This window comes from Caulobacter sp. RHG1 (assembly GCF_013181195.1).
In the GTDB taxonomy this organism is placed as follows: Bacteria; Pseudomonadota; Alphaproteobacteria; order Caulobacterales; family Caulobacteraceae; genus Caulobacter.
Genome location: NZ_SMZP01000008.1, coordinates 167858 through 189611 on the forward strand (window position 1 = coordinate 167858; position 21754 = coordinate 189611).

A 21754-nucleotide genomic window follows, 5' to 3' on the forward strand; every position below is an offset into this window, starting at 1 on the left:
TTTTGGCACCATTGTGCCACAATATCTAACGATTTTTGGCACAAGGTTTAGGACATGGGAGCACTCATTGGTTACGCGCGGACATCGACGGCTGATCAACACGCCGGTCTCGATGACCAGATCGCTGAACTTCAGGCCGCAGGCTGCACAAAGATTTTCAGCGAGAAGGTGTCCGGTGTGGACGCTGACCGTCCACAGCTACGGGCCGCACTCGACTACCTTCGCGATGGCGATTCCTTCATCGTCTGCAAACCCGACAGGCTCGCCCGCTCGACTCTTGACCTGTTGAACATCGTCAAGAGGCTGAAGGAACGCGGCGTCAACGTGGTGATCCGGTCTATGGGTCTGACGACCAATACGGCCACAGGCGAGCTGATCCTGACAGTTCTTGCGGCCGTGGGGTCCTTCGAAAGGGCCATAATGCTCGAACGCCAGAGGGTCGGGATCGCAGCCGCAAAAGCCGCTGGCAAATATGTCGGTCGGGCACCCACGGCCCGTAACAAGTCCAGCGAAATCCTAAAGCTGAAGGCCGAAGGAAAGAGTGTTGCCGAGATAGTCAAGGCCACGGGGGTCAGTCGGCGGAGTGTCTACCGGATAACTGCGGACGGGTGATTTAGCGCCCAGAAGACGGGCGTTTCAGGCTGGGGCTGGCGAAGCGAAGAGCTCGGCCAGTCGGGTGAAGGACCTGTTCTCGTCACGTTGATTGTCATCGGCGCGGATAAATACCTGAAACCCCACAGCCGTGCCCCTTCATGTCCCCCTCCCCCGACTACCCGTCGCGAACCTACTACTTGATAGATTACGCCGATCTACGCCGGTCGCAGGTCGTCTACGCGCTGGGGCCGATGTGCTACGAGCAGGCTGCGCGCGCCGCAGAAGTCGCGCTTTGGCAAACCAGCGGCGTCGCCCCGGCGGCGGGAGAGCGAATTCGCGTTAGCGGCCCCTATCTGGTCGAGCAGGGCCAGAGCCGCGAGTTCGTTGTCGTCGAACCTGCGCGACCTCGCACGGAAACAGTGCCTCAGTAAGCCATGCTCGCCGTCTGGACCATCAGCCGCAGCGAGCCGTGCTGGCTGAACCGTTTGATTTTCGAGCCAAACGCAGGCCCAAGCCGAGAGCTTCACGCGCCCGATTGAGGTTAGTTTCCTTTACAAATGTGCCTGCATCGAACGCCATGATCGCGGCGGTTTGGGGTAGAAACCTTTACCGCGACGTTGCTCGCGAGGGTCAAAACACATCGTCCGGCCCAAACGTCTGCAGAACCTCACGCTGCGCTCTGCGCGCCCGTCGAAGTAGATCGGCAATCCACAAGTCGAGCTCCCCGTCCGGCAGGGATCGACTGGCATCTGGCCGATCTGGTCGCCCCCAGCCAACATTGGCGAACTGAGGATGTCGGCTCTCATGGCCGTTCGGATCGGGCGTCATATTGTTGCCCAAGGCAAGCGTCTGTCCGGGCGATCTGGCCAGAGGAGCATCCGCAGGACGCATGCGGCCAGAAAGTAGCGCCGGTGGTCAATCAGGAGCCGTATCAGCCGCACCATGGCGGCGTCTGATGGAAGGCGGTCGCCGCGTAAGCAAGCATAGTTGGGCGCGCCACCGAGCCAGAAAGTGCTGAAGTGGCGGTATGATTGAGTCAAACCCCGTGCTCGGAGCAAGGTGAAGAGCTGTTCCATGAATCTATTTATCTGAGGGCGTGGTAGCGGTTGCGACCGCTTCTGTCGAAGGCGCTACCGATAAGGCGAACTGCAGTTTTCCATGGGGGAAGAACGGTGCGGATCATTTTTAGCCGGAAGGGCTTCGACAGCGCCTCTGGCGGCTGTCCGAGCCCGATTATAGATGGCCGTCCGGTCTCGCTACCGATCCCGACGCGCCAGCCGACGGTGACGAGATATCGCGATCTGAGTGGCCCCTACGCCGCCTTGGTGACGGACCTGACCAAGGGGCGCTTGACGGGCGATAGCCCCTGCCACACCGATCCTGACCTCATCCACGACACCCTGCCCCGCGCGTCCGGCTGGCGCGGAGCACTGGGACAGATCGCGTCGTCGCAGGGCCATCTGGCTAAGCACGGTGTCGGCGCTGGCGATCTATTCCTGTTCTGGGGGCTATTCAGGCCTGTCGCGTTCAACGGCCGCTGGCGCTTCACCGGGAAGTCGGAACACCGCATCTGGGGCTGGCTTCAAGTCGACGATGTGATCACCCTTGGCGTCGATGGTTCGCATGCGGAAGCGACGCACCCATGGCTCAAAGGTCATCCGCACGTCAGCGACGGCTGGAGCCGGTCCAACACCCTCTACGTCGCAACGCCACAACTCCAGCTCAACGGGACCGAGATGAACTTGCCCGGATATGGCGTATTTCCGGCAGGTCTCCGACTGAGCGCCGATGAACCTCAATTGTCGATCTGGCGCGCGCCGGACTGGCTGCACCCCCAGACCGACGGGTGCGGCATGACCTACCACCCCGCCCATCGCTGGGGGGCGGACGGAAACGTCCGTAGCGCCGGGCGCGGACAGGAATTCATCGCAGCCCCAGATGGGGACCCGCGAGCGATAGGCTGGCTAAACGACCTGTTCGCGCAGGTCACCGCATGAGCCGCGTTTGGCGCTATGTTCTCGCCGCTGACAACGGCATGGCTCCGTGCGTCCACGGTGGCGTGTTGTCTTTGGCCTGCTGCAAGCCCGGCATACGGAAATCCGCCCAGAGGGGTGATTGGGTGATCGGCTTCATGCCGAAGTCGTATGGGCGCGGCCTTGTGGCTTGGGCGGGTGAGGTCGATGAAGTGGTCAAGCTCGGCGCCTATCAGAAAAGCCATGCCCGGCGGCCAGACGCCATCTATCGCCTCGATGGGCACACAACCGAGGGCGCTGAAATCCTGACACCGCTGCGTCACGACTATCATTGGGACGGCGTCAGTCGGGGGCGCGACAAGCGCGGTCAAAACGCCGTTCTGTTCCGGCGGTTTTGGTATTGGGGCGGTCAACCGGTCGCAGCGCCCGAGGAAATCGCTGTTCTCGCCCACTACTTCGTCGGCCAATCCAGCGCCGGTTCGTCGCCAGAAATGGTGGACAGCCTGTCGAACTGGCTGATGTCCGTGGCGACGCCGGGGGCTCATGGTAGCCCGCGCGACCAGCGGCTGACGCGGTCGATGTCGCGCTGCTGATGACTTGACCCTAGCGCGACATCTCGATCCAACACACTTTGAAGGCGCGCCAAAAGTGCGGCGCGATTATGGGGCGATCCGTGGCGACACTCTCTCAATCCGAGCTGGAAACCCACCTCTGGAAGGCGGCAGACATCCTGCGCGGCCACGTCGATGCAGGGAAATTCAAGGACTACATCTTCGGTTTGCTTTTTTTCAAACGTCTCTGCGACGTTTGGGATGAGGATTTCGAGAGGCTGCTCGCCGAGACGGGCGACCGCGAAGAGGCGGCCGAACCGGACGAGCACCGCTTCCATATTCCGGCCGAGCACCGCTGGGACGCGGTGCGAAAGCATTCCACGCAGATTGGTCAGCACCTCAACATCGCATTCAAGGCGATTGAAGACGCGAACATGCGGCTGCGCGGTGTGTTCGGCGACATCGACTTCGCCAATCAGGAACGCTTCCCGGACGCCCGATTAGAGTCGCTTCTCGCCCACTTCGAGAAGCATCGGCTCCGAAACGCAGACGTGCCAGCCGACATGCTCGGCAAGGCATACATGTATCTAATCAAGAAGTTCGCCGACAGCGCAGGCAAGGCGGGCGGCGAATTTTACACCCCGACAGAGGTCGTCCGCGTCATCATCGAATGCCTCCAGCCCCAGCCCGGCATGTCGATCTACGACCCGACGTGCGGCTCGGGCGGCATGCTGCTGGAAGCCGCGCAATACGTAAAAGACCACGGGGGCGACACCCGAAGCCTGTCCCTCTTCGGACAGGAGAAGGAACTCGACACTTGGTCTATCGCTGAGATCAACCTGTTCTTGCACGACATTGACGACGCCTTCATCGCCAAGGGCGACACGCTGCTGGCGCCGAGACGGTATGACCCAACGGCTAAGGAGTTCGTCGCGGGCATCGGCGCCTACGACCGAGTGTTGGCCAATCCGCCTTTCTCGGTGAAGGAATGGGGCCACGACATCTGGTCAAACGGCGACCCGTTCGGCCGCGACAAATACGGTTGTCCGCCGAAGGGATACGGCGACCTCGCCTTCGTCCAGCACATGGTGGCCTCGCTCAAAGATGACGGCATGCTGGGGGTTGTCGTGCCGCACGGCGTGTTGTTCCGGAGCGGCGCCGAGGGCCGTATCCGCGAGGCGATGTTGAAGGCCGACATCATCGAGGCGGTGATCGGGCTGGTGCCCAACCTCTTCTATGGCGCGGGCATTCCGGCAGCGATCCTCATCATTCGGAAGAGCAAACCAAGGGATCGGAAAGGCAAGGTGTTGGTCGTCAATGGCGACGCGACCTTCCAGCCGGGCAAAGCCCAGAACGCCCTCACCGACGCGAACGTAAAGACACTCGCCGAGGCGTTTCACGGCTTCGCCGACATCGAGAAGCTGGCTCGCGTCGTGCCTGTGGAGGAGATCGAGGCAAACGGCTTCAATCTCAACATCAGCCGCTACGTGCAAACCGGCGCCGACGCGGAGGTCGTCGATGTCGCCGCCGAAGTCGCCAAGCTGCAAGACCTGATCGCCAAGCGGAACGAGGCCGAGGCGGTTATGGTCGAGCACCTCAAGAGGCTCGGCTATGCGCGGTGATGGCCCAGTAACCACCAACTTCAACGTTGGGGAACTGACCGAGATTCTTTCGGGCTTCGCGTTCAAGTCCGAGCAGTTCACCACTGAACCCTCCGAGGGGATGCCACTAATACGAATCCGCGATCTCAAGTCCGATGAGACGGTTTGCCGATACGTTGGTGACTTCGACCCTGCTTACATCATCAGGAAGGGCGACATCGTAGCGGGGATGGACGGCGAGTTCTTGGCTGTTCGTTGGGCTGGCGAAGATGCGCTTTTGAACCAACGGGTGTTGAGGCTCAAATCGTCTCGACCAAACGTCTTGGACAACGAATACCTCTTCTATCGCATGCAGCCCGAACTTAAGCGCCTTGAGCAGGCGATCACAGGCACTACGGTCAAACATCTATCGACCAAAGACATTAAGCGCCTCGTGTGGGACCTCCCGTCGCTCGATGAGCAGCGGCGTATCGCCGAAGTGCTGCGGTCGATGGATGCCGCGATTGCGACAACGGGTTCGGTCTTAAGCGCGGCGTCAGCGGTTAGACAGAGCGCATTGGATGCAATGATGCAGGCCATCGTGGAAGCCGACGGGGGCGATCACGTGCTGTCTGACGTCGCCGAGGTTCGCACCGGCATCGCGAAAAACAAGAACGCCGACGGAAGACACGTTCAACTACCCTACTTGCGCGTAGCCAACGTGCAGGATGGCTGGTTCGACTTATCCGAAATGCAGGAGATCGCGGTCGAAGCCGATAAGGTGGACCGCTATTCACTCAAGGACGGCGATGTTCTACTGACCGAGGGCGGTGACTACGACAAGCTCGGCCGTGGTGGTGTTTGGAAAGCGCAGGTCCATCCTTGCCTTCACCAAAACCACGTTTTCTGTGTTCGAAGTGACCAAATGCGGCTTCTTCCGGCGTTCCTTGCGCTGGTAACTCAATCCTACTTAGGCCGCGCCTACTTCTTGTCCTGCGCGAAGCGCACAACAAATCTGGCATCAATCAATTCGTCTCAGCTAAAGGCCCTGCCCGTTCCGCTTCCCGATCTGGAAAGGCAGGGTGCCGTGGTTGAGGAGATCGGTTGCATAGACGCGCTGATCGAGCATGAGCAGGAAAAACTAAGGTCACTGCGACGGCTTCGCTCAAGCCAAGCGACCGAACTTCTATCAGGCAGAGTGCGCGTGCCCACATGAGGCTCGGAGAAGGTGCAATCGCCAACCTCGCTACGATTGCCTACGACACCGGCATGAACAGCACGCGGCTGATCGGGTTCTTCAACTCTTTCGGCCTCGATGAACCGGTCGTGCGTATGCTTGAGAACAAAACTTCGTTTGCCGAACAGGCTTGGCGAAAGCTCAACGGGACCGATCAGATCGCCGAAGCGATCAATCAAATCATGAGCCCGCATTTCTACCCCGGTGTGGGCGACCGCGAAAACCGGATCGAGGCTCTCCGCCGCTGTGTCGCTCGCGACGGCTTCGACCTAATCGATGACGGAAATAGGCTCGATTTCGTACCAAAGTCTGGTGCCGCTGCGACAAACGTTCTCCAACACCTTCGCGCGCATGGCGAAAAGATCAGTCACGAGAATGTCCTATCGCGCATTCGTAACATCGAGCGCACTTGCGAGAGTAGCCCGGCAGACGCAATTGGCTCGGCCAAGGAGCTAATTGAAGCGGTTTGTAAGGACATCATCGAGCGATCGGGCGAGGCTTTCGACAAATCAGCGAGCCCGTCGGCGCTCGTGCGGCAAACCCTGAAATGTCTGCACCTCGCGCCGGACGACATTCCTGAGCGAAGTCGAGGCTTGGACGCCATCAAAGCGACCCTCAACGGCCTCGGCAACATAGCCCATCAGATGGATGAGCTTCGTGCGCTGTATGGTTCGGGACATGGAAAGCCGAGTTCAGCCCGAGGCCTCACCTCTCGCCACGCCCGCCTCGCAGTTGGTGCCGCCGGAACGCTCTGCCTCTTCTTGATTGAGACCTATGAAGCAGGAGGCCGCCAGCCATGAGCGAATACCGCCTCGCCGAAAAGCCGACCCTCGATGCGCTCGCCACGCTCGGCTACCAGCCGCTCTCGCCCGAAGCGGCCATGGCGATGCGGCAGGAGGAAAACCGTGTCATCCTCAAGCCAGTTCTGGTCGAGGCGCTGCAATCCCTGAACGGTATGAGCGCGGCCGACGCCGACGCTATCTATGCCGAGCTCTCAACCCTTTCCGACAATGAGGAATGGCAGAAGAGGCTGCGCGGCGCCTACACGCGAAAGCTTACCGGCGAGGCTCAGGGGCGGAACATCGCCCTGATCAACTTCAAGCAGCCCGAGCGAAACCGCTTCCACGTCGTCCGCCAGTTCCGCGTCGCCGCCCAACGTTCGCGTATTGCCGACATCGTGGTGTTCGTGAACGGCATCCCGCTCGTCGTGATCGAGGCCAAGTGCCCGTTGAAGGCCACGGCCAAGGCCGAGGAGGCGTTCGAGCAGATCAAGCAATACGAACGCGACGTCCCGCGCCTGTTCTATTCCAACGCCTTCAACCTCGTGACGGACGGCATCACCACGCTATACGGCGCTACCGGTAGCCCTTCGCAGTTCTATGCCCCGTGGCCTGATGCGTGGCCCCGCCAGCGAGCCGACTTTCCCGATGACCTCGCCAAGGACCTCTGGTGCCTGCTGGAGCCTTCGCGGTTGCTGGACATCTTGGCTCACCTCATCGTCTTCGAAACCGACCCTGAGAGCGGCCGGAAGATCAAGAAGGTCTGCCGCTACCAGCAGTTCCGAGCAGTCAACAAGGCGGTTGCCCGTGTCGCCGAGGGCAAGCTGAAGAAGGGGCTGATCTGGCACACTCAAGGCTCGGGCAAGAGCCTGACCATGGTGTTCCTTGCCCTGAAGCTGAAGACCCACCTGACGCTGGATGCGGACACGCTTCAGAACCCCAACATCCTCGTCCTGACCGACCGCATCGACCTCGACGACCAGATTTCCAAAACCTTCGTTGCCTGCGGACTGCCCAATCCCAAGCAGGCGGCGTCGGTCGGCGAACTGCGCGAGGCCGTGGCGCGCGGCGGCAACGGCCAGATTTTGATGTCCACGATCTTCAAGTTCGCCGGATCGAAACACCCGATCCCGAACTCAGACAACTGGATCGTGTTGGTGGATGAATGCCACCGAACGCAGGAGAAAGACCTCGGCGCCTTCCTGTCGGCGACGCTGCCGGATGCCCGGTTTTTCGGCCTCACCGGCACGCCGATCAAGAGCACCGACAAGGACACCTACGCCCGCTTCAGCGAGCCCGGCGAAGGCTATCTCGACAAGTATGGGATCGACGACGCCGTGCGCGACGGCGCGACCGTCCCGATCCTTTATGAAGGCCGGAAGACCGACTGGTCGATTAACGAGGCCGAGCTCGACATCCTGTTCGACCGTTGGTTCGTCGATTTGCCCGACGAGAAGCGCGAGAAGCTGAAGTCCAAGGGGCTGACGCTCGCCACCCTCGCCAAGCACCCCGAGCGCGTTCGGCTGGTCGCCTTAGACATCTGGGAGCACTTCAAGCAGGTCTGCCGACCGGACGGCTTCAAGGCCCAAATCGTCGTCGTGGATCGTGAAGCGGTCGTCCTCTACCGCATGGCCTTGGCCCATGTGATCGCCGCCGACCTGATGAAAGGCGGCATGGACAAGGCTGACGTGAAGGCCAAGGCCGACGCCATGATCGCCTGCGTCTTCTCCAAATCGCAGGAGGACAACAAGCCGTCAGAAGACCCGGATGTCGCCGCCCTGCGGGCCGAGCTTGAAGGCTGGTATCTGGATGATGCGGCCGAAAAAGAGGCTAAGAAGCGGTTCAAGGCTTTCGGCGAGGAGCCATCCTTCCTGATCGTCTGCGACAAGCTGCTGACCGGGTTCGACGCGCCCATCGAGGCGGTGATGTATTTGGACAAACCACTGAAGGAGCATGGACTCCTTCAGGCTATCGCCCGCACCAACCGGACCTGTTCGCTAAAGCGACCGGACGGTGTGGAGATCGAGAAACCCCACGGCCGGATCGTGGACTACATCGGGGTCACCAATCACCTCGATGAGGCTCTGGCCTCCTACCGCGCCGAAGACGTGCAGAACGCTCTGCGCGACATCTCCACCCTTCGGAACGACCTAAAGGAAGCCCACGCCCGCTACGCCCGCCAAAAGCGGCTGATGGGCCTCGACGGCATGGACGAGAAGGCAGCGGCCTACGCGGTCGGCAAGTTGGCGGCCGAAGACCGCGAGGACGACTGGTTCGAGCTTCAGCGGCTCGCCCGCAATTTCATCCGCGTCTACGGCGACCTGTCGCCCGATCCGGCGATCTTGGAGTTCACCGCCGACGTGAAGTGGGCGGCGGCTTTCCTACGGCTGGCGACACAGGTGATCTCCAAAGACGAGAGCGTCGATCACAAGAGCTACACCGGGAAGATCAGGGACATGCTGGAAGAGCATGTCCACGTCACCGGCCTATCGACCACCATCCGCCTGCGCTCGATCACCGACCCAAACTTCGGCGACGACTTCGAGGTCGAGGAGAAGACCGAGGAAGAGCTTCAGGAGGCGTTTGTCCGCAAGTCGGCCGAACTTCGCCGCGTCACCCGTGAGCTGGTGGACAAGAACCCGGCCCAATACGGGCGGTTTTCAGAGAAGGTGCTGGAAATCATCCGCCGGTTTGAGGAGGGGCAGATCGCCGCCGCCGAGGGCCTGCGGGACTTCGAAGACCTGACCGGCGGCATCAACGCCGAACAAGGCGCCCACGCCGATCTTGGCATGGACGAGCGGGCGTTTTCGATCCTGCGGATCGTGGAAGCGTTGGCGCCAGATGTGGACCATGCCAGCCTGCAGGCCGCCGCCATTCAGATCGGCGACCTTTATGTAGCGGCCCTGCGCGACCAGCCCTCTTGGTTCTTCATGGATGGATACCGGAAGGACCTGCGGAAGTCCGTCCGACCCATCCTGCGCGCAAATGGGGTCGCGGACGCGGCGGCGGTTTGCGAGAAGATCGAAGAGTTCGCGATTCACGCCTACGCCGGATCGTCCTGATGCCCAGCCTCCGCATCGGCCAGACCGAGATCGCCTATGAACTTCGACGAACCGCCACGGCGGCGGAGCGCCGGATCACGGTGACGCCCGGCTATGTCGAGGTCTTGGCCCTGACTACGGACGACGACGCGGCCATTGAAGGCTTCCTCGACCGCAAGCGCCAATGGCTCTTCGAAACCATACGCGAGCTTGAAGAGCAGACCGCGACCCAGCACGTCGTGCCGCGTTTCATGACGGGTTCGAAAATTCCCTTCCGGGGGCGAATGTCTTCCCTGACGGTTCGGCGTCATGACGGCGCGGGTGTTCAGGTCACGCACAAAGCGGGCTTCCTCGTTGACCTACCCTCGTGGGTCGAGGCCGAGACGGCCGACGCCATCGTGGCCCTGCACGTCAAGCTATGGCTCAAGCGGCAAGTGCGTCAGGACGTAAACGCCATCGCTGCCGCCTATCAGAAGCGGCATGGTCTTAAGCCACGTGCGATCCGCGTCGCTGACATGAAATCCGGCTGGGGCTCGTGCGGCGCCGAGGGCGCTATCCACATCAACTGGCATCTGGCTTTCGCACCCAGACGGGTGCTGGAGTATGTCGTCGTCCATGAGCTGGCCCACCTGAAGCATCGCTCCCATGGCGAGGCGTTCTGGGCGTTCTTGGCATCGATCCTACCAGACTACCAACGCGCCAAGGCTTGGCTCGACCGGCATCAGGCGTCTTTGGATTCTGGGTTCTTGGATGCTCCAGCGCGCCGCACGGCACCGGCTCGATGCAAGCTTGAGGTCTCGCATTCCAGCCTGACAGAACCGCTGCCCGCATAACATTCGAGTAAAGGTTTTTGCTCTATTTTTGGCTCGACATGCCGTTCGACGCCGCCCAAAAAGTCAACGAAACTGCCACCCCCGTCGGGGCCGAGGGCCTTGGGGCGAGCCTGCGAGCGCTTCGACGCCACCGCCGCCTCACCCAGCTTCAACTGGCGACGTCCGCCGCCATGGACATCGCCACCGTCCGACAACTGGAGGCAGGCGGAGGAACTGTCGCTCCGCTCCTGCGCGCGACAGGCATTCTAAACGGACGCTTCGTCGGCCAGCCCCCTGAAATGGCGCTCGGGGCTTGGATCGCGGCCGCCCGGAAGGCCGCCGGACTGACCCAGTCCGCACTCGCCGCGCTCGTGGGCGTGAGTAAACCGACCGTTGTCCAGATCGAACACGGCCAAGGCTCTATCAGGAGCCTGACCGGCGCGATGACGTCGCTCGGGTTGGCACCGGAACTGACGCCTCGATCCGCGCTCGGCCTCGGTATGCAGCTCTACGAGGGCGATTGCCTCGACATATTGCCGCTCCTTCCCGACAGGTCGGTGAATACGATTATCACCGATCTGCCCTATGGCTCGACCGAGTTGGATTGGGATCAGCCTATCCCGCTCGAACCGTTGTGGGACCAGTTTCGAAGGCTGCTGACGCCTAATGGCACCGTGATAATGACGGCCAGCCAGCCATTCACGTCGCACCTGATCACCAGCAATTTGGCTTGGTTCAAATATAGTTTGGTCTGGGAGAAAACCCGGCCAACCGGCTTTTTGCATGCGAAGCATATGCCGCTAAAAAAGCACGAGGACGTCTGTGTGTTTTCGCCCGGCGTCGTTGTCGGCAGGCACCGCAGCGAGCGGCAGATGACCTACCATCCGCAAAATCTGGAACCGCTTCCGACGCCAAAACACAGAGCCAACGGCTATACCCACGGCACGTTCATCGGCAGGAAGCTGGGCGCGTCCACAGTCCAGACACATACCGGCTATCCGACGTCGATACTGCGGTTTGCCTCTGAAGCCGCGCCGATCCACCCGACCCAAAAGCCTATCGATCTCATGCGCTATTTGGTCCGAACATACAGCCACCCCGGCGACACGGTGATGGATGTTTGCATGGGGTCCGGCACTACCGGCGTCGCGGCCGTTCTGGAAGGCAGGCAGTTCATCGGCATTGAGCTTGATGCTGAGTATTTTCAGGCAGCATCAATGCGGCTGGCCCAATGCCTCAAGCCTTAGAAGTAGAGGTAATGAGGTCCGCCTGCCGGTTTTGAACTTAACCATCCAAATGCTCCCTTAGGGGCATACCGAGGAAACGTTTTAGCGCGCGAGCTTCGCTCACGCGGACCTCAGCGACCGCTTCGGCTGTCGCCTTCGCTTCTCGCCTTCGGTCGGTTTTCAATCAATCCAATCAAATATGGTGTGCAAGCGATGTTGTTGGCTTCTCTTGCGCTCAGATTAGCTTTTATCCCCCCTGTTCCTCACCCCCCTCTGCCTGAGAAGCGGTTCAGGCAGAGGGGGGTGAGGAACAGGGGGATTGTAACTTTCTCGGACGAGTCAGCTTCTGTAGGAGGCGTTTGGTTGTTACACCGCGAGTGGTTTCCCGAGACCTCGCAATTACCTCGACTTCCCGACCCCACAGCACCGACTTCGTTCCACCTGAAGGTTGGAGCTTTGGGGACTTGGACTGCGATGTCGCTTTCGCATTTTCATCGGCCCGCCTTGCACTCCCGGTGAACGATACATCTGGCCGCCCCATCGTGTGGGACGTTGCTGCTTGAACTGGGTCGAAACGGTTCGTTGCCACCGGCCACGGTGACAACTGCACTGCCGGGCTCTACAGACCGCACGGCAGTCGCCTTGGCTCCCATCGGTTCGGGTGGACCACGACTTCTATAATCTGGCGTGGATACCAACCCACACGTGGCCCCTTCGGGCCTTACGGACGACCGGGACCGATCCCGTTCCGGTGGCGCTCCCTACGCCATTCCTGTGCCGGTCACGAGTTTACGCCCAGCCTTTTCCAGTTTTGCGGTGGGGTCCGCTTCATGACCGCCGATGGCGATCCCCCGAGAGACACGGTCGCTGATTGAGCAGGGCCGCTGGGCGGTCCACATTGGTATTTAGCCAGCGACGGAAATTCCCGTCCATATCCGCGTCACCGGGAGCATGACGACACCACGCAATTTTCGGTAGAATTGCCGCATGCCATGACCTACCTCCACACGATGACCGACTACAAAGAAGCCTTCTCCAAGCACGGCTTTTTGGCAAAAGAAATCCAAGGCCACGTGCCCACGATCCGTGCAGCTAACGCGGATTGGTTCGCCTTTGCCGACAAACTGAACGACCGCCTCCAGATCATCGCTATCGACGGTTCAGAGCAGATCACCGGCGCCAAGCGCGGTGGGTCGCAGAGCCCCGAAACGGTAGCCACAATGTTGATGTGGCGTTGCCTTGGGAATTATCAGGGCATGGTCTTGATGGCTGAGCGCGGGATGAACGCCGAAGCGGGCATCCTTGCTCGCAGCCTGCTGGAAGCCTGCTTCCAGTTGGCAGCGATGACTGCCGACACGCCGGAGGCCTTGGACCTGATCTGGTTCGACGCCGCGAAGTCGCGGCGTGGGCTCTACAAGTTCATCCTCGAAATGGACAACGTGGACCCGATACAGCGAACCGCCATCGAAGCCAAACTGGCCGAACTCAACGCGCGGATCGACAAGCAACTTGCCGAGCGTGCCATCCGCCTTGCTTTGGACCCGACAGGCCGCAGACTTCCGGACACTGGCGTGAAGACATTCGCAGACAAGGGGCCACTCAATACGCAATATCTACACTACAAGCATCTATCCGATGAGGCGGCACACCCGTCTTTATCGTCTATGCACAAGCACTTGAACATCGCGCCTGACGGTAAGTCGTGGAGCAATTTTCTGATTGGCCCCAACGAGGATGGCGGCATCAAACAGACGCTCGCCCGCGCTTCCAAATTCATGTTTTACGTCGGCGTGGCTTACGCCGAGATCACGAACATCGACTTTGTCGATGCGTCGGACATCGGTGCCGAGTTGGAAGAGCTGAATAGCAAACTTGCCCGTTGAACTGCGGCGTCGCAGCTTGAGCGTGGCCGCGATCACTGGAACGACGTGTTTGGCCGACGAGGTAGGGACATCGCCGTGGAAGTTGACTTGATCGCGTTTGCGAAATGGCTGGGCATCCCGGTGTTCAGTGGACTGGCGGCATGGGTTGCGGCTTACAGCTACCTCAAGTTTGCGGGCGAGAAGGCTATCGAGAACGCCCTTCAGAAGGACCTAAAAAAGTTCGAGCATGGACTGACGAGTGACATCGAGAAGTTCAAGGCCGAAGAGGCCCTGAAGAATGAGGTCTTCAAGGCGACCCAGACCGACAAGATCGAGCACTTCCGGTTCGACGTACTGGTGTCATTGGATCGGACCACCAAGCTCCACGAGCAGGAGTTCAAGGTGCTGCCCCGAGCATGGCACCTTCTCCACGTAGCCGGTGGCGCCACAGGCAAGATATCGCCGCGCAACGTCGCAGGCCGCCCCATTGTCGAGAATCTGGAGCCCGACGTGTACTCGCGCTTCCTCGACACCTACCAGTTCTCGGAGATCGATAAGGACAGGCTGCGTACACTCGTCGGCAGAGAACGACAGGACGAGTTCGTAAAGGGGGTGGAATTCCTCGAACTTCAGGCCGCAAGAAAGGCCCACTCCAAGTTCAACAACTACCTTCTGTCGTTCGGCATCTTCGTTCAGAAGCCGTTGCGTGATCGGTTCAAAGAATTCTCCAGCCTGATCGGCGCGGCGAACTCCGAGGCGGCGTTTGAGCGCGAGCTGGGCCGGATACCGGGCGCTAACCAGCGCGAGGCCCGAGACGCCTTCACCGTCGAATGGTCCCCAAAGATTGCGGAATTCGAGGCCGACGTTCAGCGCCGTCTCTGGGAAGCACGCCTACCCAGTATCGATCAGCGCGATCCAGAAGTTGGCGTAACAGAGAACCCCGCAACTAACTGATGGCCCCAATCGGGATGCCCGCGAACCGAGACGCGATCTTGCGGCCTTCACGCCAGTCTGGGCCATAGGCCTCTTCCATCTCGGCGGCGTCCTGCTCATCCATCCGCCGCTTTTCTTCCTCAACATAGCGCTCGTAGAACAACCGGGCCTTTTCCCTATGCGTCGGTGTCGGCGTGTTGGGTGCGGCGAGCGCACGCGCAATCTTGTGAATGGCGCGCAGGCCCGAGGGATCATCACCCTCGCTCAGATCGCCGAACTCGTTGGCGCCGACCATCCGAACGATGTCGAGGGACTTGGTGACCTCGCCACGATTGCCGATCCAGAACACCGCAGCGCCACGAGCGACAACCATCCTGTACAGCCGCTCGCCACCGGCAACGTGACAGGTCACCTTCACCGGCATCGCCCTCAACGCCTCGGCGACCTTCATTCGCGCCTGTGTCCGGGTCTCCTCGTCGTCCACATCCAACAGGTCGCGGACCTCGAAAACGCGCCGCTGATGCTCGGCCGGATCGACCGCACCTCGTGCTCGATTCAGGCGCTTTTGGGCGTCCTCGACCGCAGCCTTCAGCTTGCCGATCTCCCGTTCCAGTTCATCGACGCGGACTTGATAGCCCGGAATGTGCGGGTTCTTAATCGACAGGTTGATCGCGGACGCCTGCTGCTCGACGGCATCCTTCAAATCCTTCTCGATTTGGGCAAGCTCGATCACCAGACCGATGGTCTCACTGCCCTTGGTGAAGTATCGATCATCCAGCGCGAGGTGCAGCACCTCTTTCAACGCCGATTTCTCGAACGGGGCGTAAGCGAACATCTGCCGCTGTGTGCAACCACGGCGCTGCATGGCATTCCGGCACTGGAACAGACCCTTCCGCAGGACGCTGGTCGGCGAAAGCTTGCTCGACTGGCGGGGGCGGAGCGTCATCGGCCCACCGCAGCAACCGCAGTAGATCGATTGGGCGAACAAGTTGGTGGACAGGCGACGATAACGCCCGCCCGTGCCGCGCCGACCATCGGATGCGGCCCGGGCCGCAGCAACAAGCGACGGGTCAACGATACGGTCGAAATACCCGACGATGCGCTCGCCCGTGCCGGTCTTGTTGCTGGCGCCGGGGATGTAATCACCTTCGACCGCCGGGTTGTGAAGCAGCAGGCCAATATACTTGTCGGTCCACTTCACACCACGCCCACCGAAGCTCGGGACCGCCTGATCGTTGAGGTAGGCGGCGATCATGCGATTGCCCTGCCCCTCAGCGCTCCAGCGGTAAATGTCGCGGACGATGTCAGCCTTCAGATCGTCGATCTTCCATTTGCCCTCGTCGGTGACAGTCATCCACGCCGGAGTGCGGCGGGAGATAATCTTGCCCTCTTTGGCGCGCTCGAATCGACGTTGCCAGTTGTCGCTGTTCAGGCGCGACTTGCGTTGCGAGTGCTCGTGCGCGACCTGAGCCTTGATCAGGATCATCAGGATATTGGTAATAGCGTCGGGGCCGCGTAGGGCGTGCTCGTCGTAGACCTTGTCGCCATCAACCGTGGCGATCTTCAGCCCGATCTCGCAGAGGTCTTCCATCCACCGTTGCGCGCTCCGAGGGTCAAGGCGCGACAGGCGGTCGAGTTGTTCGACAACGAGAATCGAGCCCGGCTCGATCTCTCCGTTGCGGACGCGGGCCGCGAACTTCCCCAGCTTGCCGGATCGAAGGTGGTCGCCCTTCCACGCCGACTTACCCTTGTCTTCCACGATTTCGGCTACTGTCCAGCCGTGGCGCGTGCACATGTTCTCGCACAGTTCGCGTTGCCTCTCCAGCGACGCGCCGTGCTCTTGTTGAGGCGTGCTGAACCTCGCGTATAGGTAGGCTTTCGGCATAGTTAGAACCCTCACTACATGCCTTAGCTGTCGATGCTTAACATCCACCTATTCGGACCAGTGCTACGGCGTTAGTCGCAGTAGCTAACAGCGAAATACTTGCTCCAGTCGGCAGCGTAGCCCAGCCGGGTCGCCGGACCGACCACCGCCCGCACCTCGGCCGCCAGGGCCTTCAGCTTGGTCACCGCCGGATAGGCCCCGCCCGCGCCGCGCACCGTGGTGACGCCGCGCAGCTCCGAGCCGATGACGAAGCCGTCGACGCCGCCGGCCTGGGCGGCCAGCGCGGCCTGGTGCAGCACCATGCGGCGCAGGCCCCATTCGCCGTCGAAGAAGGCGTTGACCTGGGTCGCCGCCGCGGCTGTGCCGTCCGCCCCCGCCGCGCAGGTGATCCGGCCACGCCAGGGATAGGTCGGCGTGTCCATCAGGATGAACGGATACAGCACCACGCGCAGCCCGCGCCGCTTCAGCTCGGCGATGGCCTGCAAGACCACCGCGTCGGCCGGCGTGCCGCCATAGGCCGGGGCGCCATCCTTTAGCGAGACCACATGCGCGCCGGCGCGATCGACGCCGGCTACGCTCCAGGAGAACGGCAGCGTCTCCTTGGCCAGGTGCTCGACGCCCGGCTTGATCTGGCACTGGCCGCAGCGCAGGTCGGTCCCGAACCAGCTGACGACCAGGGTCACCTCCTCGACGGCGGGCAGTTGGGCCTGCAGTTGATCCAGCGCCACCACCAGGTCCGGCCGCCCTTCGCCATTGTGGATGCTCTCGGACGCCGTGCGGGTCAGGCCTTCACGGCGCAGCACCGCCTGCGTGGCGTAGACGAACTCGCCCGCGCCAGGGATCAGGCAGACGCCCTTCAGCCGCTCCTCCAGCCCGACGGTCCCTGGAACGCGCGGCCGGCGGAAGACCTCGAACGACAGCTGCGGCGGGCGATTGCCATAGGGCTCGAGCGGCAGATCCTCGAACACCACATAGGCCACGCCGCGATAGGCCGGAGCGTCGCCCTGAACGGCGACGATGAGAGGGTCCGGCAGCTGATCCTCGGTCCCGCGATGCAGGCGCATAGTCACGCCGGTCATGTCCATGACCTTCCCGTCGGCCCAGATCCGGCCGACGCCGTCGATCGGCCCTTCGGCCACGGCGACGGCGAATGACAGGCTGTAGGCGTAGGCAGTCGTCTTCTGGCCCTTGGAGCCGCCGACGCGACCCTCGACCCGCTTCTCGCGAAACCGCGCCGCCCAGATCACCTGGCCGCCGACGCGCGCGCGACCGAAGACGCAAGGGATCGCCGCCCCCTCCGCCGCCCCAGTCAGGCGCAGTTCGGGGATGCGCGGCCCGATCTGGCGAGCCGGGCTCAGGGCGCTGACCAGCGCCTGGTCTGCCATCGCCCCCAGCGTGGCGCCGGCCACCGCCCCGAGCGGTCCGCCGATCGCCGCGCCGACGCTGGACAGGATCATCTGGGCCATGGCGGCCTCCTATGCGGGGAAACGAAAGACGGCGACCAGGCGCTCGCGCCACCAGCGGCCCAGGGCGCTCTCGACGCAGGCCCGGCCCCAATAGGCGTGGATTATCCGGTCGGGACCCGACTGGATCGCGCAGTGCTTGGCGACCGCGCCGGGGGCCATGCGGAAGACCAGGACGTCGCCGGGGCCGGCGGTGCTTGGCGCAACAGGCAGCAGCCAGCGACCGAACGCCTCCAGCAAGAGTTCCCGCCCGCCGGTCTCAGCCCAGTCGGGGCGATACGGCGGCGGGGCCTCAGGCTCGGCGCCGTTGAGCGCACGCCAGACGCCGCGGACGAGCCCCAGGCAGTCGCAGCCGGCCTGGAGGGTCGAGGCCTGGTGGCGATAGGGCGTGCCCAGCCAACGGCGGGTTTCGGCAACCACGAGCGCCCCCTCCGTCTCGCTGCGTATCCGCAGCGATCCACCTCCCCCGCACGCGGGGGAGGATGGGGCACCTTCTCCTCCCTCGTGAAACGGGGGAGGTGGCGCGGCGCGGATACGCGCCGTGACGGAGGGGGCGCTGACCGCCTTCACCGCCGCCCCCCATCATTCCGCTCGCCCTCGACGGGGTACAGGGTCAGGAAATCCTCGCCCGGCGCCGTTGGGAAGCCGCGGAAGTTCACGCCGTTGGCGAACGTCCCGACGCACGTCGCCCAGCGCTTGTCGCAAGCCGCGCCGGTCTGCGCCACGATCCCGCACCGTTCATCGCCCAGCCGCGCGTCGCACAGCCGGGTGAAGGTGCGTCCCGCCATCCGCTCCAGATCCGCCGCCGGTCCGGCCAGGGTCGCCTTGAAGGCCTCGCCCTCGCAGGCGACCGAAGCGATGCTGGCGGTCCACAGCCGCACCACGCGATGCGGCGCGCTCCAGTCCACCCGCAGCGCGGCCACCTGCGCCCCATCATAGAGACCCGCCGCGAGATCCGCCTCGCTGAGGCCAGCGTCGTCCAGAACGCCCAGCGCCGCCGCCTGCCCAGGCGCATAGCCGACCGCGGCGTCGCTGGCGCCAGGGCTCCAGCCGCCGCCGGCCCTGCAGGTCACGCCGTCGACCACCAGATCGCGATCGTGGTCGGTGAAGCCCAGTCGCGCGCCGTCGCTGCGCACCACGATCCAGGCCCAGCAAAGGCGGGCGACATCCAGCCCCTCGGGCAGGGCGCGCATCAGACCCGCACCTCGACCAGGGCGCAGGCCGTGACCCGGCCGGCGGCGAAGCCCTCCAAGGTGACGTCCAGGCGGTCGGTGTCGAAGCGCGCCGGCGCATCGAACTCGAAGCCGGCCTTGACCGCCGCGCCCGCGGCTGGCGCGACGTTCAGGGTCACGACGCCGGTCGTCGCCTCCACCGTGAAGGCGCTGGCGGCCAGAACCACGCCGGCCACCGAGACCTTGACCGTGCCGACGACCGGCTTGGCGATCGTCCGCGACACCGTCCCGTAGGCCTTGACCAGCTGGAACGCCTTGCGCGCGCCATCGCCCGCGCCGATCGCCTGATCGCCCGCCGTCGTCACGCCCGAGGGCGCGCATGACTTGAAGTCGGCCGGATCCCTGAACCGAAACCCCGCCAGCCGCCCGCCCCGCGCCTCGAAGAAGGCCAGCAGCTCGGCGATCTCATCCAGCGGCCGGGCGGCGGTGGCGATCAGCCAGCGGCGGCGGCCCTGGCTCCACGGACTGGTGCGGCGCTCGAACCCCGAGGCCAGGGTCACGACCTCGGTGCGCCGCTCGATCCCGCCCGTGCAGCCGAACGCCAGGCGCGCGGGCAGGCGCACCTCGTGGAACTCGCTCATGGCGATCTCTCCGGGTTCACGAAAAGGTTTGCAGAAAATTTGACGCGGAAGCGGAGCTGTTCGCGGCGAATGCGATTAAGTCTGCGTCATGACCCGCTTTTCACTTCATCGGCGGGTCGTCGGTCCCTACGTATGGGGTCGAGATTGGAGAACACGATGGATTGGAAGACCCTGTTCCTGTCGCCGGAAGGCCGCATCGGCCGCCAGGCGTTCTGGATCGGCTGGCTCGTCCTGCTGGGCGTCAACGTGGTGGCCGGCTGGCTCCCGCTGATCGGCTGGGCCATCTCGCTGGCCACGATCTACGCCAGCGTCTGCATCCATTCCAAACGCCTGCACGACATGGGTCAGACCGGCTGGTGGCAGGTGCTGCCGTGGGTGCTGGGCCCGATCCTGGTGTTCGGCGCCGTCGCTTCGGTCGGCCTCTCGGCCCTGGGTGCGGCCTTCAACGGCGGCGAGCCCAGCATGGCCATGCTGGCCAGCATCGGCGGCCTGCTGATGTCGATGTTCATCGCCTTCGCCGTCTGGCTGGCCTTCACGCTCTGGGTCGGCTGCAGCACCGGCTTGCCCGGCGACAACAAGTACGGCGCCGCGCCGATCAACACCGCGGCCGTGGTCCTCTAAAGACGCCCAATTCTACAGACGGCGGGCGCCAAGGCTCACGGCGCGCGCCAGGGCCTGGGCCAGCTGGGCGTCCGAGCGCACCAGGCTCGCGACCTCGCCGCCCTGGACGTTGACGGTCACGGACACCCCGCCGGCGGCTCCCGCCGGCTCGATGCTCCCGGCGCCGTGCGGCCGGAATACCTCCGGCCCGCGCTCGCCGACCAGATAGGCGCCGCCCGGCAGCACGGGGCCGCCATCGGCCCTCGCGCCCGAGAAGCTCTTCGACAACGCCGCCCCGAGCCCGGCGCCGGCCGCGCCCAGCACGGCGCGCGCCAGTTCGGCCAGCGACACCTCGCCGTCGGAGGCCGCGCGCGCCAGCGAGCGGGCCAACGACGTTCCGGCCCTGGCGAAGGCGTCGTCGATCGACCGCGCGGCCTGCTCGGCGGGGGCCTTCAGGGCCTCCAGCGACGCGGCGGCCTCGGCGGCGCGGGCGGGAACGGCGCCGAGGCCGTCGGTTTCCAGGCTCATGGGCAAGGCTCCTCGTCGGGATAGCGGGCGATCAGGTCGGTCAGGTCGGCGCGGGTCAGGACCGGTCCCGACGGCGCTTCGGTCAGGGCCCGCCATTCGACCAGCGACAGCCGCCAGAAGGCTTCGGGCGGAACGCCCATCTGCAGCGCCAGCCGCAGCGGCGACGTCCAGCTCATGCGCTGGCGGCCAAGGCGGCGGCCAGGGCGCTGGCGGCTTCGGCGACCGTGGCGCGCGCGGCGATAGCCGGATCCTCGCCGCCGCCGTCCAGCAGCGCGGCGAGCACGGCGGAAAGCTCGCCGGCGCTCAGGGTCGCGATCCGGTCCGGCAGTTGCGCCCAGTCCGTAAGCCCCAAGGCTCCCTCGATCCGCGCCAGGGCGCCGAGGGTCAGGCAAAGACGCCGCGGCGCTCCAGCCAGGCTCACCACGACCTCGCCGCGCGCGGGGTTGGCGGTCAGCATCAGAGCGCCGTGAACGTCACGGCGCCGGCGCTGGCCAGGCTGAGCGCGAACGCCGCCTCGCCATCGTGCTCGCCAGCATATTCCAGAGCCGCGACCAGAAACGCGCCCTCCAGCTGGCCGAAGTCGGGGATCACCAACCGCCACACGCGGGCCGACTGGTCGAAGAAACTGGTGCGCACCTGGGCGTCGGACGCGGCGTCGCGGAACACGCCCGCGCCCGACACGGCGACCGACTTGACCCCCGCCCCGGCCAGCAGCTCGCGCCAGCGGCCGGTGCTGTCGCTGTCGGTGGCGTCGATGGTCTTGGCGTTCAGGCTGATGGTCCGGGCGCGCAGCCCCGCGACGGTGTGGAAGGTCGGGGTCGCGGCCCCGTCGCTGATCTTCAGCAGCAGGTCCTTGCCGGCTTGGGCGGCCATGGGA

General features: G+C 63.5%; 21 protein-coding genes. 12 read left to right on the forward strand and 9 right to left on the reverse strand.

Annotated features, from left to right (window positions below; genetic code table 11):
• Positions 1 to 54 precede the first annotated feature (54 nt).
• The 11 genes from E1H18_RS21135 (at position 55) to E1H18_RS21185 (ending at position 14609) form a co-directional block, all read left to right on the forward strand.
• Positions 55 to 612, forward strand: a complete 558-nt coding sequence (locus E1H18_RS21135; protein WP_172272288.1) for a recombinase family protein — start codon at positions 55 to 57, stop codon at positions 610 to 612.
• A gap of 1154 nt (positions 613 to 1766) precedes the next feature.
• Positions 1767 to 2591 (forward strand): hypothetical protein, encoded by an 825-nt coding sequence (locus tag E1H18_RS21140; protein ID WP_172272291.1) that lies wholly within the window; start codon positions 1767 to 1769, stop codon positions 2589 to 2591.
• A gap of 38 nt (positions 2592 to 2629) precedes the next feature.
• Positions 2630 to 3160, forward strand: coding sequence for a hypothetical protein (locus E1H18_RS21145; protein ID WP_241736146.1), 531 nt, complete (start codon positions 2630 to 2632; stop codon positions 3158 to 3160).
• A gap of 80 nt (positions 3161 to 3240) precedes the next feature.
• Positions 3241 to 4740 carry a class I SAM-dependent DNA methyltransferase gene (locus E1H18_RS21150; protein ID WP_172272297.1) on the forward strand — a complete coding sequence of 500 codons (1500 nt, stop codon included), beginning with the start codon at positions 3241 to 3243 and terminating at the stop codon, positions 4738 to 4740.
• A complete protein-coding gene (locus E1H18_RS21155) occupies positions 4730 to 5914 on the forward strand; it encodes a restriction endonuclease subunit S (RefSeq protein WP_172272300.1) in 1185 nt (394 codons plus the stop codon). Before E1H18_RS21150 ends, E1H18_RS21155 begins: the two co-directional genes overlap by 11 nt.
• Complete coding sequence (locus tag E1H18_RS21160; RefSeq protein WP_172272303.1) at positions 5911 to 6735, forward strand: abortive infection family protein; 825 nt, start codon at positions 5911 to 5913, stop codon at positions 6733 to 6735. The genes E1H18_RS21155 and E1H18_RS21160 overlap by 4 nt, the downstream gene beginning before the upstream one ends.
• Positions 6732 to 9776 carry a type I restriction endonuclease subunit R gene (locus tag E1H18_RS21165; RefSeq protein WP_172272306.1) on the forward strand — a complete coding sequence of 1015 codons (3045 nt, stop codon included), beginning with the start codon at positions 6732 to 6734 and terminating at the stop codon, positions 9774 to 9776. The genes E1H18_RS21160 and E1H18_RS21165 overlap by 4 nt, the downstream gene beginning before the upstream one ends.
• Positions 9776 to 10588 (forward strand): M48 family metallopeptidase, encoded by an 813-nt coding sequence (locus tag E1H18_RS21170; RefSeq protein WP_172272309.1) that lies wholly within the window; start codon positions 9776 to 9778, stop codon positions 10586 to 10588. The genes E1H18_RS21165 and E1H18_RS21170 overlap by 1 nt, the downstream gene beginning before the upstream one ends.
• A gap of 38 nt (positions 10589 to 10626) precedes the next feature.
• On the forward strand, positions 10627 to 11814 hold the full coding sequence (locus tag E1H18_RS21175; protein WP_172272312.1) for a DNA methyltransferase: 1188 nt from the start codon (positions 10627 to 10629) through the stop codon (positions 11812 to 11814).
• 971 nt (positions 11815 to 12785) lie between these two features.
• On the forward strand, positions 12786 to 13676 hold the full coding sequence (locus E1H18_RS21180; RefSeq protein WP_172272315.1) for a DUF5677 domain-containing protein: 891 nt from the start codon (positions 12786 to 12788) through the stop codon (positions 13674 to 13676).
• A 75-nt stretch (positions 13677 to 13751) separates the two neighbouring features.
• The gene (locus tag E1H18_RS21185) at positions 13752 to 14609 is read left to right on the forward strand and encodes a hypothetical protein (protein ID WP_172272318.1); all 858 of its coding nucleotides are present in this window, start codon (positions 13752 to 13754) and stop codon (positions 14607 to 14609) included.
• On the opposite strand, the gene E1H18_RS21190 is transcribed toward E1H18_RS21185, so the two are convergent.
• The 5 genes from E1H18_RS21190 to E1H18_RS21210 all read right to left on the reverse strand — a co-directional run bounded on the left by E1H18_RS21190 (position 14602) and on the right by E1H18_RS21210 (position 19749).
• Positions 14602 to 16473: a recombinase family protein gene (locus E1H18_RS21190; RefSeq protein WP_172272320.1), complete on the reverse strand. Its 1872-nt coding sequence runs from the start codon at positions 16471 to 16473 to the stop codon at positions 14602 to 14604. The genes E1H18_RS21185 and E1H18_RS21190 overlap by 8 nt on opposite strands.
• Positions 16474 to 16544: 71 nt before the next feature.
• Positions 16545 to 17939 carry a glycoside hydrolase TIM-barrel-like domain-containing protein gene (locus E1H18_RS21195; RefSeq protein WP_370526565.1) on the reverse strand — a complete coding sequence of 465 codons (1395 nt, stop codon included), beginning with the start codon at positions 17937 to 17939 and terminating at the stop codon, positions 16545 to 16547.
• A 9-nt stretch (positions 17940 to 17948) separates the two neighbouring features.
• Positions 17949 to 18389, reverse strand: a complete 441-nt coding sequence (locus tag E1H18_RS21200; protein ID WP_194248143.1) for an NlpC/P60 family protein — start codon at positions 18387 to 18389, stop codon at positions 17949 to 17951.
• Between the two features lie 113 nt (positions 18390 to 18502).
• Complete coding sequence (locus tag E1H18_RS21205; protein WP_172272323.1) at positions 18503 to 19129, reverse strand: DUF2163 domain-containing protein; 627 nt, start codon at positions 19127 to 19129, stop codon at positions 18503 to 18505.
• On the reverse strand, positions 19129 to 19749 hold the full coding sequence (locus E1H18_RS21210) for a DUF2460 domain-containing protein (protein WP_172272326.1): 621 nt from the start codon (positions 19747 to 19749) through the stop codon (positions 19129 to 19131). Before E1H18_RS21210 ends, E1H18_RS21205 begins: the two co-directional genes overlap by 1 nt.
• A 156-nt stretch (positions 19750 to 19905) precedes the next feature.
• Between E1H18_RS21210 and E1H18_RS21215 the strand changes: the two genes are divergently transcribed.
• Complete coding sequence (locus tag E1H18_RS21215) at positions 19906 to 20370, forward strand: DUF805 domain-containing protein (protein WP_172272329.1); 465 nt, start codon at positions 19906 to 19908, stop codon at positions 20368 to 20370.
• A 12-nt stretch (positions 20371 to 20382) separates the two neighbouring features.
• On the opposite strand, the gene E1H18_RS21220 is transcribed toward E1H18_RS21215, so the two are convergent.
• From E1H18_RS21220 to E1H18_RS21235, 4 genes are read right to left on the reverse strand one after another with little or no spacing between them, the layout of a single operon-like run.
• Positions 20383 to 20877: a phage tail tape measure protein gene (locus tag E1H18_RS21220; RefSeq protein WP_172272332.1), complete on the reverse strand. Its 495-nt coding sequence runs from the start codon at positions 20875 to 20877 to the stop codon at positions 20383 to 20385.
• Positions 20874 to 21053, reverse strand: a complete 180-nt coding sequence (locus E1H18_RS21225; protein WP_172272335.1) for a phage tail assembly chaperone — start codon at positions 21051 to 21053, stop codon at positions 20874 to 20876. The genes E1H18_RS21220 and E1H18_RS21225 overlap by 4 nt, the downstream gene beginning before the upstream one ends.
• A complete protein-coding gene (locus E1H18_RS21230) occupies positions 21050 to 21334 on the reverse strand; it encodes a GTA-gp10 family protein (RefSeq protein WP_172272338.1) in 285 nt (94 codons plus the stop codon). Before E1H18_RS21230 ends, E1H18_RS21225 begins: the two co-directional genes overlap by 4 nt.
• Positions 21334 to 21750 carry a phage major tail protein, TP901-1 family gene (locus E1H18_RS21235; protein WP_172272341.1) on the reverse strand — a complete coding sequence of 139 codons (417 nt, stop codon included), beginning with the start codon at positions 21748 to 21750 and terminating at the stop codon, positions 21334 to 21336. Before E1H18_RS21235 ends, E1H18_RS21230 begins: the two co-directional genes overlap by 1 nt.
• Between the last annotated feature and the right edge of the window lie 4 nt (positions 21751 to 21754).

Excerpts from the sequence above, each read along its gene's own strand:
- E1H18_RS21170 (WP_172272309.1), top strand. The coding sequence starts at position 9,776 with ATGCCCAGCCTCCGCATCGGCCAGACCGAGATCGCCTATGAACTTCGA.
- E1H18_RS21190 (WP_172272320.1), bottom strand. The coding sequence starts at position 16,473 with ATGCCGAAAGCCTACCTATACGCGAGGTTCAGCACGCCTCAACAAGAG.
- E1H18_RS21135 (WP_172272288.1), top strand. The coding sequence starts at position 55 with ATGGGAGCACTCATTGGTTACGCGCGGACATCGACGGCTGATCAACAC.
- E1H18_RS21235 (WP_172272341.1), bottom strand. The coding sequence starts at position 21,750 with ATGGCCGCCCAAGCCGGCAAGGACCTGCTGCTGAAGATCAGCGACGGG.
- E1H18_RS21165 (WP_172272306.1), top strand. The coding sequence starts at position 6,732 with ATGAGCGAATACCGCCTCGCCGAAAAGCCGACCCTCGATGCGCTCGCC.
- E1H18_RS21215 (WP_172272329.1), top strand. The coding sequence starts at position 19,906 with ATGGATTGGAAGACCCTGTTCCTGTCGCCGGAAGGCCGCATCGGCCGC.
- E1H18_RS21155 (WP_172272300.1), top strand. The coding sequence starts at position 4,730 with ATGCGCGGTGATGGCCCAGTAACCACCAACTTCAACGTTGGGGAACTG.
- E1H18_RS21220 (WP_172272332.1), bottom strand. The coding sequence starts at position 20,877 with ATGAGCCTGGAAACCGACGGCCTCGGCGCCGTTCCCGCCCGCGCCGCC.
- E1H18_RS21205 (WP_172272323.1), bottom strand. The coding sequence starts at position 19,129 with ATGCGCGCCCTGCCCGAGGGGCTGGATGTCGCCCGCCTTTGCTGGGCC.
- E1H18_RS21225 (WP_172272335.1), bottom strand. The coding sequence starts at position 21,053 with ATGAGCTGGACGTCGCCGCTGCGGCTGGCGCTGCAGATGGGCGTTCCG.
- E1H18_RS21230 (WP_172272338.1), bottom strand. The coding sequence starts at position 21,334 with ATGCTGACCGCCAACCCCGCGCGCGGCGAGGTCGTGGTGAGCCTGGCT.
- E1H18_RS21175 (WP_172272312.1), top strand. The coding sequence starts at position 10,627 with ATGCCGTTCGACGCCGCCCAAAAAGTCAACGAAACTGCCACCCCCGTC.
- E1H18_RS21210 (WP_172272326.1), bottom strand. The coding sequence starts at position 19,749 with ATGAGCGAGTTCCACGAGGTGCGCCTGCCCGCGCGCCTGGCGTTCGGC.
- E1H18_RS21160 (WP_172272303.1), top strand. The coding sequence starts at position 5,911 with ATGAGGCTCGGAGAAGGTGCAATCGCCAACCTCGCTACGATTGCCTAC.
- E1H18_RS21145 (WP_241736146.1), top strand. The coding sequence starts at position 2,630 with ATGGCTCCGTGCGTCCACGGTGGCGTGTTGTCTTTGGCCTGCTGCAAG.
- E1H18_RS21195 (WP_370526565.1), bottom strand. The coding sequence starts at position 17,939 with ATGGCCCAGATGATCCTGTCCAGCGTCGGCGCGGCGATCGGCGGACCG.
- E1H18_RS21180 (WP_172272315.1), top strand. The coding sequence starts at position 12,786 with ATGACCTACCTCCACACGATGACCGACTACAAAGAAGCCTTCTCCAAG.